This window comes from Kitasatospora sp. NPDC048298 (genome assembly GCF_043201465.1).
GTDB lineage: Bacteria > Actinomycetota > Actinomycetes > Streptomycetales > Streptomycetaceae > Kitasatospora.
Window position 1 is genome coordinate 1 of the sequence record NZ_JBICYZ010000061.1, and the last position, 14,574, is coordinate 14,574.

Below are 14,574 nucleotides of genomic sequence, written 5' to 3' on the forward strand. Positions count from 1 at the left end.
AGCTTCACAGGCCCCTGGGCCGTCCGGTCCTTGCGGATCTCGAAGTCCAATGCATCCCCTGAACTGGGGTGTTGCAACGACTCCTAGAACCCAAGCCCCCGGAGCGGGCCCTTCGCGTTTCCCCGGGGCGCCCCGAGGTGTTGTTCTGGAGGTGAGAATAACCTGTGGCGCGCGGGCGCGGCGGTCCCGTAGCGTCGCCGCCATGAGCAGCAGACTGCACGAAGTGGCACGGGTGAACGAGGGGATCGCCGAGCGGGGGAGCTACCGGACGACCGGGGGCGAACTCGTTCAGGTGGGGGATGAGTTGGCGGCGGCGAAGGCCGGCACGGTGTCGTACGCGCCGGAGGGCCTGGCGGCGCTGCTGGCCGCGGGGGGCGCCGGCCCCGGGCCGGCGGCCGGGCGGATCGAGGTGACGGCCGAGGGGAGCATCCAGGCCGCCCGCCGGCTGGTCGCGGCCGGGGCGGGGCCGGTCGGGGTGCTGAACTTCGCCTCCGCGCGCAACCCCGGCGGCGGCTACCTGCGCGGCGCCCGCGCCCAGGAGGAGGACCTGTGCCGCGGCGCGCTGCTGTACAGCTGCCTGCTGGAGGCGCCGGACTACTACGAGGCGCACCGGGCCTCGACCGACCTCCGGTACAGCCACCGGGTGATCGTCTCACCGGCGGTGCCGGTGATCCGGGACGGGCGTGGCGAGCTGCTGGCACAGCCGTACCCGGTCACCTTCCTGACCTCGCCCGCGCCCAACGCCGGTCAGCTGGAACGACGTTCGCCGGGTGCGGACGTCCGGGACGTGCTCGCCGAGCGGGCCGTGCGGGTGCTCGCGGCGGCCGCCCGGCACGAGGTGCGCACGCTGGTGCTCGGCGCGTGGGGCTGCGGGGTGTTCCGCAACGACCCGGTGCAGGTCGCCGAGGCCTTCGAGGGGGCGCTGGCCCGGTACGGGGCGGCCTTCGAGCAGGTGGTGTTCGCGGTCTGGGACCGCTCGCCGGTCTCCGCGAACCGGGCCGCCTTCGAGGCCCGGTTCGGCGCGGCGGTCCGGTAGCCGGCCGCGCCCGCGGGCCGGGCCGGCCACCCCCGGCGGCGGCCTGCTTCCGGCGGGCTACTTCCGGCCGGCTGCTTCCGGAAGGTTGCTTCCGGTGGGCTACTTCCGGCGGGCCGAGAGCGCCGTCGCGGCCGTGGAGGCCGCCGCGACCACGCCGGTCACGGCGAAGACGGACGGCCAGGCGCCGATCCGCTTGGCCAGCGGGTGCGAGCCGCCGAAGGCGGCCACGTACAGGCCGGTCAGCGCCGCCGCGGTGCCCGTGCCCGAGCTGCGGCGCCACTGCGCGGCCGCCCCGGCGCCGGCCACCGCCAGCACCGCGCCGCCCAGTTCGCGCCGGCCGCTCCAGCGGGCGACGCCGTAACCGCCGACCAGACCGCTCGCCGCGGTCAGCGCGGCGGGCGCGGCCGCCGCGAGAACGTTCGGGACCTTCGCCATCGTCGACTCCACTCGTAGGGGCTGTGTCGGTTTCCGACCATAACCCGGTGGACCGTCGGGGCCGTCGGGGCCTCCTACCGGAACGCCTCGGCGGGCGTCTGCCCCGGCACCGTGGCGGCCAGCCGGCGGGCGGCCTCCGCCGGGTCGAGCACCCGCTCCAGCCGCAGGTCGCCCGGGACCTCCTGGATGAACCGCCCGGCCGACCAGCTCCGCTCGTACGGCAGCGGCTCCAGCACCAGGGTGCGCACGCCGTCCACCACCGGGACGTCGCTCGGCGTCCCCTCGTTCCAGATCCAGGAGCCGTCCGGCGCGACCAGGTTGAAGGCGCCGGTGGCGATCACCCGGCGGCCGTCCAGGAACGCCGTCCGGGCCAGCGCCACCACCTCCCGGTCCTGCGGGGCGCCGGGCAGGTGGCCGCCGCCGATCAGGACGTCGGCGAGCAGGGTGTGCAGCTGGAAGGTGTCGCTCAGGCCGCTCATCCGCAGCAGGTAGCCGGTGCCGGTGGGGCGGTCGAGGACCAGCAGCGGCTCGTCGTCCAGCATCAGCGCCAGGTGGACCAGGCCCTTGAAGTCGTGCTGCTCGCCCCGGTAGCGGTCGAACAGCTCCAGGAGCACCTCGGTCACGCCCGAGGCGCGGGCCTCGGCCCGGACCTCCGCGTGCGCGTACACCGCCCAGGCCGCCTGCTGCCACAGGTGCAGCGTCCACCAGGCGACCACGGCCAGGTGCGCGTGCCACTCGTCCAGGTGTGCCGGGTCGGCGATCCGCTCGTGCGCCTCGGCCGGATCGTCCTGCTCCGCGTCGGGCAGCGGGCCGCCGCCGGTGGAGACCCACCGCCGCACCAGCAGTTGGGCGCCGGTCAGCGCCCCGCGCAGGCCGGCCAGCACCGGGCCGGAGCAGGCGACCGGGTCGGCGCCGTGCTCGACGCAGGCGCCCACCACCATCGCCAGGTGGGCGCGGGGGAACGGCGGGGCGTCCGGCAGCAGCACGGCCAGCCGGGGGCCGGCCGTCACCCGCTCCGCCGGGTCGGCCGCGCCGAACAGCCCGCCGACCAGCCCGAGGGCGGGCCCGAACCGCTCGTCGTCCCCGGCCGCGACCACGGCCTCCAGGGCGGCCACGGCTTCGGCGAAGGTGGGCTGTTGACGGTGCGACGGTATCTGCTCGGTGGACATTCGCCGCAGCATAGGGGGCGCGGCCGGTCCGGTGGAAACTCCTCCGCTTCCCCGGCCGTACGGGGTCTGTCGGCGCCCGGTGGCAGACTGCGGGCGTGACGGACTCCGAGATCACCGACGGCAGCTACCTCGTCCGCAACGTCGGCAGCGGCCTGCTGCTGCAGGTCGCCGGCGCCTCCCGGCGCGGCGGTGCCCGGATCGTCCTCGGCGCGGACGACGGCGGCGACGCCCAGCTCTGGCGCCTCACCGCCGTCCACCCGGGCGGCGCGCTGTTCCACATCGAGAACGTCCACAGCGGCAAGCGCCTGGACGTCACCGGAGCCTCGACGCAGGACGGCGTCCGGATCCAGCAGTGGTGGGCCAACGCCTTCGGCGCCCAGGAGTGGCTGCTGGAGGCCCACGTCGACGCCCCCGGCACCTACACGGTCAGCAGCTTCATCAGTGGCAAGTCCCTGACGGCGGGCGACACCCCGGACGCCGACGTCCACCAGCACGAGGACGTCGACGCCCCGACCCAGTGGTGGCGCTTCGAGCGCCGGGCGGGCTGAGTCCCGGTCAGTCCGACAGGTGGGCGCGGACGGCGTCGAGTTCGGCGTCCGTCGTGCCGTGGTGGCGGAGGTAGTCGGGGACGGTGCCGTGGCGGTCGTGGATCCAGGCCAGGGAGGAGGCCAGGAGTTCGGCGCCGACCGGGCGGGAGAGGCGCTCGGTGCCGGTCTCGTCGAAGTACGGGATGGGGCCCTTGTCGAGGCCGAGGCCGACGTTGGAGAGCAGGAAGTCGGCGGTGATCTCGGCCTCGGAGGCGCCCAGCAGGGACTGGAGCACGGCGATGGTGACCCCGGTGCGGTCCTTGCCGACGGCGCAGTGGACGACGGCGGCCAGCGTGTCCGGCGTGGCCAGGCGGCGCACGACGGCGGCGATCGAGGGGCCGGCCGTCTCGGCCATGAAGGGGTAGAGGGCGGCCTGGTCCTCGGGCCAGGGTCGGTCGCCGTTCCTGGGATGCGGGGGCAGGGACGGCAGGTTGAGGGCGCCGTGGTCGAGGCCGTGCCGCTGGTCCGGCCAGGCCTCCAGCTCGTATGCGCTGCGCAGGTCGAACACCGTCCGCAGGCCGAGGGCTTCGAGCCGCCGGGCGCCCTCCTCGGTGAGGGTGTGGAAGGACCCGGAGCGGTACAGCACGCCCCGGCGGAGAGCGCCGATCCCGCCCGCGTCACGGAAGTTGCGCACCCCGGGGATGTCGATGAAGGCGTCGGTCATGGCCACCACCGTACGGGCGGGGGCGTACCGGGGGAAGGAAACCGGAGCGGGCCGTCCGGTGGCGGGACGACGTCGGCCGAAACCGTTCCCGGCCGGGGCGGAGCGGGCTGCTCAGCGCCCGCCCGAGACCTCCAGGAACGCCCCCGTGGTGTACGAGGCCGCCGGGGAGAGCAGGAAGAGGATCGCCTCGGCGACCTCCTCCGGCTGCCCGCCGCGGCGCATCGGCAGGTTCGGCGCGACCCGGTCGACCCGGCCGGGCTCGCCGCCGAGCGCGTGGATGCCGGTGTGGATCAGTCCCGGCCGCACCGCGTTGACCCGGATGCCCTCGGCGGCGACCTCCAGGGCCAGGCCGCGGGTCATCGAGTCCACCGCGCCCTTGGCGGCCGCGTAGTCGACGTACTCGTTCGGCGAGCCGATCCGGGAGGCGGCCGAGCCGACGTTGACGATGGCGCCGCCGCGCCCGCCGTGCCGGGTGGACATCCGGCGGACGGCCTGCGCCGCGCACAGGAACGGGCCGGTGATGTTGGCGGCCCAGATCCGGTTCAGCCGGTCCTCGTCGATCTCCTCCAGCCGGCACTGCTTCTCCAGCGTGCCGGCGTTGTTCACCAGCCCGGTGAGCGGGCCGAGTTCGTCGTCGACGGTGGTGAACAGCCGCTCCACCTCGGCGGTGCGGGAGACGTCGGCGCGGACCGCGAGGGCGGTGCCGCCCTCGGCCCGGATCGCGTCCACGACGGCGGCCGCCGAGGCCTCGTCCGTACGGTAGTTGACGCAGACCCGGTAGCCGCGGCGGGCGGCCAGCAGGGCGGTGGCGGCACCGATGCCGCGGCTCGCGCCGGTGACGATCAGGACCTCGTCGGTCTGGGTGGTCGGCATGGCCCGTACGCTACCCGGCGGCCGCGCCCCGGACACCCGCGGTCGGGTTTCGGACACCCGCCCCCGGGTCCTGGACACGCGCGGCCGGGCCCCGGGCGCCGGGGGCCCGCGCGGCCGCCTCCCGCAGGGCCGCGATCTTCGGGGCCCGGCTCTTCGGCGAGTCGAGGCTGAAGCCGCGGGCGTCGCCCAGGTCGTCCCGGACGAAGGCCTCGGTGCGGGCGGCCGCCTCCCGCAGGGCGTCGTCGAGCGGGACGAAGGGCAGCAGGACCAGCTCGGAGCGCTCGGTGTCGTACTCCCAGAGGCCGACGATCCGGCCGCGGTCGAGCACCACGTGGGTCTGCGGGTCCGCCTCGGTGCCGAAGACCCGCCCGGCCCGGCCGGCGGGCAGCGGGCGGGCGGCGTCGGCGGGGTCGAGCAGCCGGGGCAGGTCGCGGTGCAGCAGGTGGATGCCGTCGATGCCGGCGAGCAGGGTGTAGTGCGGCTCGTCCGGCACCTCGAACCCGGCGAACTCCTCGGCGAGTCCGGGCGGCAGCAGGAGTTCCGAGCCGGGCCCGAGCGGTACCAGGCCGGCCTCGGCGACGGCCCGGCGGGCGGTGGCGGCGGTGAAGCCGGAGAACCAGCGGAAGTGCCGCAGGGTGGCCGGGCCGGCCCAGGAGAAGTAGCGGTGGGCGAGGTCGACGGCGTCCCCGGCGACCGGCTGGTCCCAGCCGACGTAGCCGTAACGCTGCTGGTCCAGACGGCCGTTGACGGGCACCCGGCGGATCCGCCCGCGGGACTGCATCAGCCCGAGGGCGAGCGGCAGGGTGCTGGTGAGGCCGCGCCTGCGCCCTGCCTCGCCGAGCGGTCGGACGGCGTCGCCGACCGCCTCCCGGATCGCCGCGGGGGCCAGCGGCCGGTGCTCGGACAGCACCCGCTCGACGGCCAGGCAGAGCTTCTCCACCTCGTCCCGGCCGATCCCCAGGTGCTTCTCCGCCGCCGCCAGTTCGCCCGCCGGCGCGGCCGCCCCGGCGGCCAGTCCGAGCGCGAAGTCGGCGGCCGGCAGCACGTAGGTGCAGCCGCGCGCGGACGGCAGCTCGTGCACCTCCAGCCGGGCCACCGCCGCGTCCACCGCCGCCCGTCCGAGCCCGGCCCGGGCGAACAGGCCCAGGTACGGCGCCGCGCCGCCCACCGAGCGGGCCCAGCCGGTGGCGGCCAGCACCTCGGCGACACCGGCGCCGGTGTGCGGGCGGTCCAGCCACTGCCGGTGCGACCACCAGGCGCGCAGCTTGGCGGTTCCGGCGGCTTCCGGGGGCCCTTCGGTGAGCGGGTCGTGCTTCATGGGCCCCAGTATCGGCGGCCGGACCGGCCCCGGACGGGAATTCGTTTCCCGGGCGCGGCCCGCTGCGGCGAGGATGCCGGAACGAGGATGCGGTGCCCGCCCGTCCGTCCGAGAGGAGCCCGCCGATGCCCACTGTCCCCGCTTTCCCCGCTTTCCCCGCCGTCCCCGCCGTCCCCGCCGTCCCCGCCGTCCCCGGCACGGTGCTGCTCTCCGGCATCGTCGGTTCCACCGCGTACGGCTTCGCCCACGCCGGCTCCGACATCGACCGGCTGGGCCTGTTCGCCACCCCCACCGAGGAGTTGCACGGCCTGGAGCGCCCCGCCGAGTCGCACGTCGGCACCGCGCCCGACCTCACCCTGCACGAGGCCGCCAAGTGGTGCCGGCTGGCGCTGAGCTGCAACCCGACCGCCTCCGAACTGGTCTGGCTGTCGCAGGAGCTGTACGAGGTCCGCACCCCGCTCGGCGACGAACTGGTCGGCCTGCGTACGGCGTTCCTCAGCGCGCCCGCCGTGCGGAAGGCCTACCTCGGCTACGCCGACCAGCAGTTCCGCAAACTGCTGACCCGCGACACCACCGACCCGGCCACCCGCCGCCGGGCCGCCAAGCACGCCCGGCACCTGGTCCGGCTGGTCGAGCAGGCCGTCCGCCTGCACGAGACCGGCCGCAACCTGATCCGGCTGCCCGACCCCGAACGCGTCCGCGAACTCGGCGAACGCATCGCCGACCGTCCCACCCTCGCGGAGGGTCTGCTCGCCGGGGCCGCCGACCGCCTCGCCCGTCCCGGCGTGCTGCCCGCCGCGCCCGACCCGCGTCCCGCCGAGTCCTGGCTCCGCCGGGTCCGCGCCGCCCACTACACCCCGCCCCGGGAACCACTCCGCAACCCCGGCACGCCCGTGCAATCCACTGGCGGAGCCCTGGGCCCCACCGGGTAGGATCGCCGTGGTCCTCCCGTCCGGAACTCCGGGTGCGCAAGGGCCGCGGGCCACTAGCTCAATTGGCAGAGCTGCGGACTTTTAATCCGTAGGTTCAGGGTTCGAGCCCCTGGTGGCCCACCACGTGCGAGGCCGGATCGGGCGATCTCCGATCCGGCCTCCTCCGTTCTCCGGCGCGGGTCTCTCCGCGGGGCCCGTGCCCAACTCCCTTGCCTCGCCGCGGCCTTGCGGATCCCGGTGCGCCGTGGGCCGCTCCGGCGCCGCCGCGGGCGGGACGGGGTCCGCGGCGGGTGCCGCCGCCACGACGCCCACGGGGCGTGCCGGTGGCCGGATTTCGGTGTCGGCCCGGTGCCGGTGGAGTGGCATGGGTCACGTCGCAATAGGGCGTTTTCGGCCGTTCTGTACGGATGTTGCCTACCGGCCGATGGGGTTGTTCGAGGGGCGAGCGTCGGTGATCGTGTCGGGCCTAAATATGATCGGAAGCCACGATCGTCGGTTAGTGGTGACGGTCGTATGTGCAACCTGGGAACGGTCCGGACCGTCTCTCTGTGTGCGGTGCGCCGGATCGTCAGGGGCGTCGCTTCCGTCGGTGAAAGGTACGCGCATGTCAGGTCGGAGGGGCGAGAGCCCGGCTCGGGGTGGGGACGTGCCCAAGACCGAAGACGCCACGGGCTCCGTACCCGGACCGCGCGGCGGCCGGGCGGAAGCCCGCCGTGCCGCCCAGGGCAAGGGTGGTGCTTCGGCGGCCGCGGGCGGAGGCCGGGCCGCGGCGCGCAAGAGCGCCAAGCCCAAGAAGAACGTGAAGAAGATCGTCGCCTGGTCGACGGCGGGCGTGCTGGTGGTCATAGCCGGTGTCGGCGGCGCGATCTACTTCAAGCTGAACGCCAACATCAAGTCCTTCGACGCCGACGCGATAGCCCGCAACCGCCCGCCGGAGGCACAGGCCGACGCGGACGGCAACAAGCCGGTCAACGTGCTGCTGATCGGCTCCGACAGCCGCGGCAAGAACAACTCCGACCTCGGCGGCGGCGAGGACGGCGGCGCCCGCTCCGACACCACGATCCTGCTGCACGTCTACGCCGACCACAAGCACGCCGTGGGCATCTCGATCCCGCGCAACGCCAAGGTCGAGCTGCCCTCCTGCAAGCTGCCCAACGGCAAGTGGACCAAGGGCGGCAACGTCGACCTGTTCAACGCCGCGTTCTCGATGGGCGGCAGTGACGACGGCAACCCGGCCTGCACCCAGAACACGGTGGAGAAGCTCACCGGCATCCGGGTCGACCACACGATGGTGGTCGACTTCAACGGATTCGCCGCGATGACCTCGGCCGTCAACGGCGTGGACATATGCCTGCCGCAGCCGATCTACGAGGGGGACATCAACCCCAAGCTGCCCAAGAAGGGCGCGCTCGTGCTGCCGCAGGGCAAGCAGACGGTGGACGGGCAGAAGGCGCTCGACTACGTCCGGCTGCGGCACGGCATCGGCGACGGCTCGGACATCGGCCGGATGAAGCGCCAGCAGGCGTTCCTGAGCTCGCTCGCCGGCAAGATCAAGAAGGAGGGGATGAACCCCACCACCCTCCTGCCGCTGGCCGACGCCGCCACCAAGTCGCTGGTCGTCGACCCGGGGCTGGACTCGGCCGACAAGCTGCTCTCCTTCGGTCTGTCGTTGAAGAACATCGACATGCACGACCTCAAGTTCGTGACGGCGCCCTGGCGCTACCGCACTCAGGACAAGGACCTCGACCTCGTCCAGCCGGACGCCAACAAGCTCTGGGAGACCCTCAAGGCCGACCAGACCATCGATGGCCAGAACGCCACCGGCCAGCAGCCGGACGCCGCCCCGACCGGCGGCGCCAGCCCGGCCCCGCAGCAGCCCGCGCCGGCCACCACCCCGGCCGCCCCGGCCGGGGACGCCGGCAACTCGGCGATCCGGGTGGCGGTCTACAACGGCACGCTCGTCAACGGCCTGGCCGGCAAGGCGACCGAGCAGCTGAAGGGCGCCAAGTTCATCGCCAGCACCGCGGGCCAGGCGGCGAGCACCAAGTACAAGACCACCACGATCGAGTACGGCTCCGGGCAGAAGGCCAACGCCGAGAAGGTCGCCGAGCTGTTCCCGGGCGCCGGCCTGGAGCCCAGCGGCGCACGGGGCATCTCGGTGATCGTCGGCCAGGACTTCGCGGCCGCCGCGGGGATGGCGTCCGGCGCGCCCGCCGGCGGCGCGGCGCCGTCCGCGGCCCCCGGCGTCCCGGCGCCCCCGCAGCCGCTGCCGACCACCATCACCAACGAGGCCCGTTCCGCGGACGACGACATCTGCGCGAACACCAGTTTCGGCAGCGGCGGCTGACCGGGCCGACCTGATCACCGGAGCACGGGGACGACCCCCGGGCCGGCGCCCTCCGGGGCGCGCGGGCCCGGGGGTCGTGCCATGGTGGGCCCCAGGGCGGGAACCCAGCGGTCACCGCGAAAGGCGGACCCCATGCCCGAGATCGCCCTCCAGCTCGACATCGCCGCGCCCCGGGACGTGGTGCTCGCCGCGCTCACCACGCACGACGGGCTGACCGCCTGGTGGACCACCGGGGCGGACCGGGACGGCGACGTCCTGCTGTTCGACTTCCCCGACGTCCCCGAGCCGTTCCGGCTGCGGGTGGAGCGCGCCGACCGGGACCGGGTGGTGTGGACCAACGCCGGCTCCTTCCCACCGCACTGGGCCGGCACCTGGATCAGCTGGGAGCTGTCCGACCAGCCCGCCACGCCCGACCAGCCCGCCACGCCCGACCGGCCCGCCGCGCCCGACCGGCCCGCCGCGCCCGACCGGCCCGCCGCACCCGAGGGGCAGCCCACCGCCCCCGAGCGCACCCGGCTGCTGTTCCGGCACGGCGGCTGGCAGCCGGGCAGCGAGGACGGCGTCCCGGCGGTGGCCGGCACCTGGGCCGAACTGCTGGTCCGGCTCAAGGACTACGCGCAGAGCGGCAAGGTGCAGCCCTACTTCGTCACCGCGCACCGCCACGACGCCCCGTGAACACCCCGCGGACGCCCTGTGACGGTCCGGCCGCCGGTCGCCCGCCAGGGCGCCGTCCGGTGGCGGGATCGCGGCGGCGGGCCGAAGGTGGCGGTGTACCGCCGTCCTCCCGGCCGGGCCGCACCCCCACCCGGCCCGGCCGGGACGGCGGCCCGACCACCCCGACAGCCCAGACGGCCGGACGGCTCAGGCCACCCCGACCGCCCCGACCACCACAGCCGGCCACCACCGCCTCCGGGAGGCCCAGCAATGCCCGTAGTCACCGATCCGTACATGCCCGGCACCCCGTGCTGGGTCGACCTGATGGCGAGCGACCAGCAGGCCGCGCTCGACTTCTACCGCGACCTGTTCGGCTGGCAGGGCGAGGTCGGCCCGGCCGAGTTCGGCGGCTACGCCGTGTGCATGCTCAACGGCCGGCCGGTCGCCGGGATCATGGCGCAGATGGCGCCCGAGGGGCAGCCGGTGCCGCCCGTCGCCTGGACCACCTACCTCGCCTCGGACGACGCCGACGCGGCCAGGACGTCCATCGCCGCGGCCGGCGGCACGGTCCTGTACGACCCGATGGACGTCGGCACGGTCGGCCGGATGCTGGTCGCCGCCGACCCGACCGGCGCGGTGTTCGGCGTCTGGCAGGCGATGGACTTCATCGGCGCGGGCGTGGTCAACGAGCCCGGCGCGCTGGTCTGGAACGAGCTCAACACCGCCGACACCGGCGCGGCCGGCCGCTTCTACCAGCCGGCCCTCGGGCTGCGCCCGGCCACCATCCAGGGCATGGACGGCTACTTCTCGCTCAACGTCGGCGACCGCACGGTGGGCGGCATGCAGGGGATCCCCGACTACCTGGCGCCCGGCACGCCCTCGCACTGGATGACCTACTTCTCGGTGGACAGCACCGACTCCACGGTGGACGCCCTGGTCAAGGCCGGCGGCTCGGTGATCCAGCCGGCCTTCGACATGCAGTCCGGGCGGATGGCGGTGGTCCAGGATCCGCAGGGCGCGGCCTTCGCGGTCATCGAGTCGCCCGAGGCCCAGATGCCCGACTCCCCGTAACGGCCGCCGTGGCCCGCCCCGCCCCGGCCGGTCGATCGACCCGGGCCCGCCGACCGACGGGCCCGCGGCCGGAAGCCGCCCTTCCCGCGACGCGCCGCCGGGAAATGGGCGGTTTCCCCCGCGTTCCCGGGTAAGACTGCACCCATGCTGGGGCTACCGGACGACATCCGTGCTTTCCTCTTCGACCTCGACGGGGTGCTCACCCAGACCGCGAAGGTGCACGCCGCGGCCTGGAAGGACACCTTCGACGCCTTCCTGCGCGCCGAAGCCGCCCGCAGCGGCGGGCAGTTCGTCCCCTTCGACGTCGTCACCGACTACGACACCTACGTGGACGGCCGCCCACGCCTGGACGGCACCCGCGCGTTCCTGCTCAGCCGGGGGATCGAACTGCCCGAGGGCACCCCGGAGGATCCGCCCAACTCCCGTACCGTGCAAGGGATCAGCCGGGCCAAGAACGACACCGTGCTGCGGCTGATCAGGGAGCGGGGCGTCCGGCCGTACCAGGGCTCGGTCGACTACGTGCACCGGCTGCGCGCGGCCGGGCTGCCCAGCGCCGTGGTCTCCTCCAGCGCCAACTGCCGCGACGTGCTGCGGGCGGCCGGCATCGAGGATCTGTTCGAGGTGATCGTCGACGGCAACGTCGCCAAGGCCGAGGGCCTGCCCGGCAAGCCCGCCCCCGACACCTACCTGTACGCCGCCCGCGCCCTCGGCGTCGAACCCGCCCACGCCGCGGTCTTCGAGGACGCGCTCGCCGGGGTCGCCTCCGGCCGGGCCGGCGGCTTCGGCGCGGTGGTCGGGGTGGACCGCACCGGCCAGGCCGCCGAACTGCGCCGGGACGGCGCCACCGTGGTCGTCCAGGACCTCTCCGAACTCCTGGGAGGCGAATCGTGAGCGAGCGGTGGGAGTACCCCCGGCCGGAGGCTGGGGGAGAGGGAGCCATCAAGAGGTGCGTGTGGGCGAATGCCCCTGCCGAGCGCAGCGAGGTGGGCGCGTGAGCCCGGAGGCCAACTTCACGATCGATCCCTGGCAGATCACCGAACAGGGCCTGGACCTGGCCTCGATGGCCCGCGCCGAGTCCGTCTTCGCGCTCTCCAACGGGCACATCGGCCTGCGCGCCAACCTGGACGAGGGCGAGCCGCACGGCCTGCCCGGCACCTACCTCAACGGCGTCTTCGAACTGCGCCCGCTGCCGTACGGCGAGGGCGGCTACGGCTACCCGGAGTCCAGCCAGAGCGTCATCAACGTGACCAACGGCAAGATCATCCGGCTGCTGGTGGACGACGAGCCCTTCGACCTGCGCTACGGCGAACTGATCAGCCACAAACGCTGGTTGGACTTCCGGGAGGGCCTGCTGCACCGCGAGGCCGAGTGGACCTCCCCGGCCGGGCGGACGATCAGGGTGCGCTCCTCCCGGCTGGTCTCGCTCACCCAGCGGGCCGTCGCCGCCGTCGAGTACAGCGTCGAGGCGGTGGACGGCCCGGTGCGGATCGTGCTCCAGTCCGAGCTGGTCGCCAACGAGCAGCTGCCCGGCGGCCCCGAGGGGGACCCACGGGCCGCCGCCGTGCTGGAGGCGCCGCTGCAACCCGAGGCGCACCACGCCAGCGCCACCAAGGCCGTCCTGGTGCACCGCACCCGCTACAGCGGCATCCGGGTCGCGGCCGGGATGGACCACGTCATCGAGGGCCCGGAGAAGTCCGACACCGTCGCCGAGGCCGAGGCCGACCACTGCCGGATCAGCGTCACCACCGTGCTCGAGCCAGGACAGCGGCTGCGGCTGGCCAAGTTCATCTCCTACGGCTGGTCCGGCACCCGCTCGCTGCCCGCCCTCCGGGACCAGGTGGAGGCCGCCCTGACCGCCGCCCGGTACACCGGCTGGGACGGGCTGGTCGCCGAACAGGCCGAGTTCCTCAAGGAGTTCTGGGAGACCAGCGACATCGAGATCGAGGGCGACGTCGAACTCCAGCAGGCCGTCCGGTTCGCCGTCTTCCACGTCCTGCAGGCCGGCGCCCGCAGCGAGGAGCGGGCCATCCCGGCCAAGGGGCTGACCGGCCCCGGCTACGACGGGCACAGCTTCTGGGACACCGAGACCTTCGTCCTGCCGGTGCTCACCTACTGCCTGCCCGCCGCCGTCAACCAGGCCCTGCGCTGGCGGCACACCACCCTGCCGCTGGCCCGTGAGCGGGCGATCCAACTCGGCCTGTCCGGCGCGGTGTTCCCGTGGCGGACGATCCGCGGCGAGGAGTGCTCCGGGTACTGGCCGGCCGGCACCGCGGCCTTCCACATCGGCGCCGACATCGCCGCCGCCGTCGCCCGTTACGTCCGGGCCACCGGGGACGCGGAGTTCGAGCGCGAGTACGGGCTCGAACTGCTCGTCGAGACCGCCCGGATGTGGCGCTCGCTCGGCCACCACGACGTGGCCGGGAGGTTCCGCATCGAGGGCGTCACCGGCCCCGACGAGTACAGCGCCGTCGCGGACAACAACGTCTTCACCAACCTGATGGCGCAGAGCAACCTGCGCGCCGCCGCCGAGGCCGCCGTCCGCCACTCGCACGAGGCGGCCCTGCTCGGCGTGGACACCGAGGAGACCGCCGCCTGGCGCGACGCAGCCGCCGCGATGTACATCCCGTACGACGAGGACCGCGGCGTCCACCCGCAGGCCGACGGCTTCACCCACCACCAGGTCTGGGACTTCGAGCACACCCCGCCGGAGAACTACCCGCTGCTGCTGCACTACCCGTACTTCGACCTGTACCGCAAGCAGGTGGTCAAGCAGGCCGACCTGGTGCTCGCCATGCAGGTCCGCGGCGACGCCTTCACCGACGAGCAGAAGGCCCGCAACTTCGCCTACTACGAGCGGCTGACCGTCCGGGACTCCTCGCTCTCCGCCTGCACCCAGGCGGTCATCGCCGCCGAGGTCGGCCAGCTCGACCTCGCCTACGACTACACCGCCGAAGCCGCCCTGATGGACCTGCACGACCTCGGCGGCAACACCCGCGACGGCCTGCACATGGCCTCGCTCGCCGGGGCCTGCATCGCCCTGGTGGCCGGCTTCGGCGGACTGCGCGACCACGACGACACGCTCTCGTTCCGGCCCCGGCTGCCCTCCGGGCTGATGCGGCTGAGCTTCTCGCTGCTGGTGCGCGGCCGCCTGCTCGGCATCGAGATCACCCACGAGCGGACGACGTACACCCTGCGCCGCGGCGAGGTCCTCCACCTGCGGCACGACGGCGAGGCGGTGCAGGTCAAGACCGGCGCCCCGGTCACCGTGCCGACCACCGTCCCGCCCGCCCAGGAGCGGGTCGCCCAGCCCCCGGGCCGGGAACCCGCCCGCCGCCAGCCCCAGGCCGGCCTCGTGGTGGGCAAACTCGGCCAACAGGACCACCTGGCGGCCGAGTAGCCCGCGCCCCGGCCGTCCCTTCCACCTCCGTCACTCCTTCGGCCCGCCCCGGCTGCGCCCCCGACCTCCCCGGCGGAGGGTGCAGGTGTCC

Annotated in this window: 12 protein-coding genes, 1 tRNA gene and 1 pseudogene; 9 read left to right on the plus strand and 5 right to left on the minus strand. The window is 74.4% G+C overall.

Annotation, left to right across the window (positions count from 1 at the left end; translation table 11 throughout):
- Positions 1-202 precede the first annotated feature (202 nt).
- A complete protein-coding gene (locus tag ACGF0D_RS33225) occupies positions 203-1,036 on the plus strand; it encodes a TIGR02452 family protein (RefSeq protein WP_392922614.1) in 834 nt (277 codons plus the stop codon).
- A 99-nt stretch (positions 1,037-1,135) separates the two neighbouring features.
- On the opposite strand, the gene ACGF0D_RS33230 is transcribed toward ACGF0D_RS33225, so the two are convergent.
- Both ACGF0D_RS33230 and ACGF0D_RS33235 read right to left on the minus strand, forming a co-directional pair.
- Positions 1,136-1,471: a hypothetical protein gene (locus tag ACGF0D_RS33230; protein WP_392881812.1), complete on the minus strand. Its 336-nt coding sequence runs from the start codon at positions 1,469-1,471 to the stop codon at positions 1,136-1,138.
- A 74-nt stretch (positions 1,472-1,545) separates the two neighbouring features.
- Positions 1,546-2,640 carry a hypothetical protein gene (locus ACGF0D_RS33235; protein ID WP_392922616.1) on the minus strand — a complete coding sequence of 365 codons (1,095 nt, stop codon included), beginning with the start codon at positions 2,638-2,640 and terminating at the stop codon, positions 1,546-1,548.
- An 89-nt stretch (positions 2,641-2,729) separates the two neighbouring features.
- Here ACGF0D_RS33235 and ACGF0D_RS33240 point away from each other — a divergent pair.
- Positions 2,730-3,188, plus strand: a pseudogene (locus ACGF0D_RS33240) (RICIN domain-containing protein); the annotation flags it as partial.
- 7 nt (positions 3,189-3,195) lie between these two features.
- Here ACGF0D_RS33240 and ACGF0D_RS33245 read toward each other — a convergent pair.
- The 3 genes from ACGF0D_RS33245 to ACGF0D_RS33255 all read right to left on the minus strand — a co-directional run bounded on the left by ACGF0D_RS33245 (position 3,196) and on the right by ACGF0D_RS33255 (position 6,082).
- Complete coding sequence (locus ACGF0D_RS33245; protein WP_392922618.1) at positions 3,196-3,891, minus strand: tyrosine-protein phosphatase; 696 nt, start codon at positions 3,889-3,891, stop codon at positions 3,196-3,198.
- A gap of 111 nt (positions 3,892-4,002) precedes the next feature.
- Positions 4,003-4,764 (minus strand): SDR family oxidoreductase, encoded by a 762-nt coding sequence (locus ACGF0D_RS33250; RefSeq protein ID WP_392922621.1) that lies wholly within the window; start codon positions 4,762-4,764, stop codon positions 4,003-4,005.
- Positions 4,765-4,774: 10 nt separating this feature from the next.
- Positions 4,775-6,082 carry a DNA glycosylase AlkZ-like family protein gene (locus ACGF0D_RS33255; RefSeq protein WP_392922624.1) on the minus strand — a complete coding sequence of 436 codons (1,308 nt, stop codon included), beginning with the start codon at positions 6,080-6,082 and terminating at the stop codon, positions 4,775-4,777.
- Positions 6,083-6,207: 125 nt separating this feature from the next.
- On the opposite strand from ACGF0D_RS33255, the gene ACGF0D_RS33260 reads away from it, so the two are divergent.
- The 7 genes from ACGF0D_RS33260 to ACGF0D_RS33290 all read left to right on the plus strand — a co-directional run bounded on the left by ACGF0D_RS33260 (position 6,208) and on the right by ACGF0D_RS33290 (position 14,483).
- Positions 6,208-7,014 carry a DNA polymerase beta superfamily protein gene (locus tag ACGF0D_RS33260; protein WP_392922627.1) on the plus strand — a complete coding sequence of 269 codons (807 nt, stop codon included), beginning with the start codon at positions 6,208-6,210 and terminating at the stop codon, positions 7,012-7,014.
- A 47-nt stretch (positions 7,015-7,061) separates the two neighbouring features.
- Positions 7,062-7,137 (plus strand) — tRNA-Lys (locus tag ACGF0D_RS33265).
- Positions 7,138-7,660: 523 nt separating this feature from the next.
- Positions 7,661-9,361 (plus strand): LCP family protein, encoded by a 1,701-nt coding sequence (locus ACGF0D_RS33270; RefSeq protein WP_392922629.1) that lies wholly within the window; start codon positions 7,661-7,663, stop codon positions 9,359-9,361.
- Positions 9,362-9,493: 132 nt separating this feature from the next.
- The gene (locus ACGF0D_RS33275) at positions 9,494-10,036 is read left to right on the plus strand and encodes an SRPBCC domain-containing protein (RefSeq protein ID WP_392922632.1); all 543 of its coding nucleotides are present in this window, start codon (positions 9,494-9,496) and stop codon (positions 10,034-10,036) included.
- 249 nt (positions 10,037-10,285) lie between these two features.
- Positions 10,286-11,086, plus strand: coding sequence for a VOC family protein (locus ACGF0D_RS33280; protein WP_392881831.1), 801 nt, complete (start codon positions 10,286-10,288; stop codon positions 11,084-11,086).
- A gap of 144 nt (positions 11,087-11,230) precedes the next feature.
- Positions 11,231-11,977: an HAD family hydrolase gene (locus ACGF0D_RS33285; protein ID WP_392881834.1), complete on the plus strand. Its 747-nt coding sequence runs from the start codon at positions 11,231-11,233 to the stop codon at positions 11,975-11,977.
- Between the two features lie 100 nt (positions 11,978-12,077).
- On the plus strand, positions 12,078-14,483 hold the full coding sequence (locus ACGF0D_RS33290; RefSeq protein ID WP_392922634.1) for a glycoside hydrolase family 65 protein: 2,406 nt from the start codon (positions 12,078-12,080) through the stop codon (positions 14,481-14,483).
- Positions 14,484-14,574: the final 91 nt, after the last annotated feature.

Coding starts and splice junctions, on each gene's coding strand:
- ACGF0D_RS33280 (WP_392881831.1), top strand. CDS start 10,286: ATGCCCGTAGTCACCGATCCGTACATGCCCGGCACCCCGTGCTGGGTC.
- ACGF0D_RS33255 (WP_392922624.1), bottom strand. CDS start 6,082: ATGAAGCACGACCCGCTCACCGAAGGGCCCCCGGAAGCCGCCGGAACC.
- ACGF0D_RS33230 (WP_392881812.1), bottom strand. CDS start 1,471: ATGGCGAAGGTCCCGAACGTTCTCGCGGCGGCCGCGCCCGCCGCGCTG.
- ACGF0D_RS33245 (WP_392922618.1), bottom strand. CDS start 3,891: ATGACCGACGCCTTCATCGACATCCCCGGGGTGCGCAACTTCCGTGAC.
- ACGF0D_RS33260 (WP_392922627.1), top strand. CDS start 6,208: ATGCCCACTGTCCCCGCTTTCCCCGCTTTCCCCGCCGTCCCCGCCGTC.
- ACGF0D_RS33250 (WP_392922621.1), bottom strand. CDS start 4,764: ATGCCGACCACCCAGACCGACGAGGTCCTGATCGTCACCGGCGCGAGC.
- ACGF0D_RS33235 (WP_392922616.1), bottom strand. CDS start 2,640: ATGTCCACCGAGCAGATACCGTCGCACCGTCAACAGCCCACCTTCGCC.
- ACGF0D_RS33225 (WP_392922614.1), top strand. CDS start 203: ATGAGCAGCAGACTGCACGAAGTGGCACGGGTGAACGAGGGGATCGCC.
- ACGF0D_RS33275 (WP_392922632.1), top strand. CDS start 9,494: ATGCCCGAGATCGCCCTCCAGCTCGACATCGCCGCGCCCCGGGACGTG.
- ACGF0D_RS33285 (WP_392881834.1), top strand. CDS start 11,231: ATGCTGGGGCTACCGGACGACATCCGTGCTTTCCTCTTCGACCTCGAC.